General features: G+C 57.1%; 2 protein-coding genes. One reads left to right on the forward strand and one right to left on the reverse strand.

The window, feature by feature from the left end; translation table 11 throughout:
- A partial coding sequence (locus tag OP496_RS18190) for a helix-turn-helix domain-containing protein (RefSeq protein ID WP_280565395.1) occupies positions 1-279 on the reverse strand: 279 nt, incomplete at its 3' end.
- Between the two features lie 181 nt (positions 280-460).
- On the opposite strand from OP496_RS18190, the gene OP496_RS18195 reads away from it, so the two are divergent.
- Positions 461-754, forward strand: coding sequence for a HigA family addiction module antitoxin (locus tag OP496_RS18195; protein WP_280565397.1), 294 nt, complete (start codon positions 461-463; stop codon positions 752-754).
- Positions 755-794 lie beyond the last annotated feature (40 nt).

The raw sequence follows: 794 nt of genomic DNA on the forward strand, positions 1-794 counted from the left end.
ACGCAGGAACAGACAACCCCGCGCGGCCTCTTGGGCCAACCAGACCTCCAGCGCGCCGAATAACGCATCGACGCTGTCGGTTTCCACCTGGCGGTGGAAGCGACGATCCCGTTCGTTCAGGACGGCCGCGATCAGGCCGTTCTTGTTGCCGACATGCTTGTAGAGCGTGCGGCTCGAGATCCCCGCGCCCTGGGTCAACCGGTCCATGCCGGTGGCGTTAAAACCGTGACGATCGAAGAGCTGCTCGGCGGTCTCAAGCAATCGTGTGCGTATGTCCATGCAGGCAGTGTAAAACGATCACTTTACACTTGCAAGGAAGACATCACACACAACGCCCCCGCGCCGTTGGCGTAAACCATATTGTTGCATGGTGCGCAACGCGCTACGAAACCACGTGATTCAGTCATTACGTCACAAGGGGCGGCACAACTGATGTACTTGATTATGAGGATTATCACTAATGACGATGCATAATCCGCCGCATCCTGGTGAGTTCATTCGAGAGGTGTATCTAGAGCCTTTCAGCATCAGTTCCCGTCAGCTTGCCTCGAACCTGGGGGTTTCCCCCTCGACCTTGTCGCGGGTGCTGAAAGGTGAGAGTGGTATCAGCCCGGAAATGGCCCTGCGGCTTTCCAAGGTGCTGGGCCGCACACCGGAGAGCTGGCTGGCGATGCAGGACATGCATGACCTCTGGATAGCGCGTAATACGCTCAATCTGGATGATATTCGCCCCCTGAACTTCGATGCCGCTTAGGCAGGCGACCAAACAGAGTTCACAAGCGTATTGCTGTTGG

The sequence above is a fragment of the Chromohalobacter sp. 48-RD10 genome, assembly GCF_029889785.1.
GTDB lineage: Bacteria > Pseudomonadota > Gammaproteobacteria > Pseudomonadales > Halomonadaceae > Chromohalobacter.

What these genes read in the sequence shown, in the direction of transcription:
- OP496_RS18195 (WP_280565397.1), top strand. Translation starts at nt 461, where the DNA reads ATGACGATGCATAATCCGCCGCATCCTGGTGAGTTCATTCGAGAGGTG.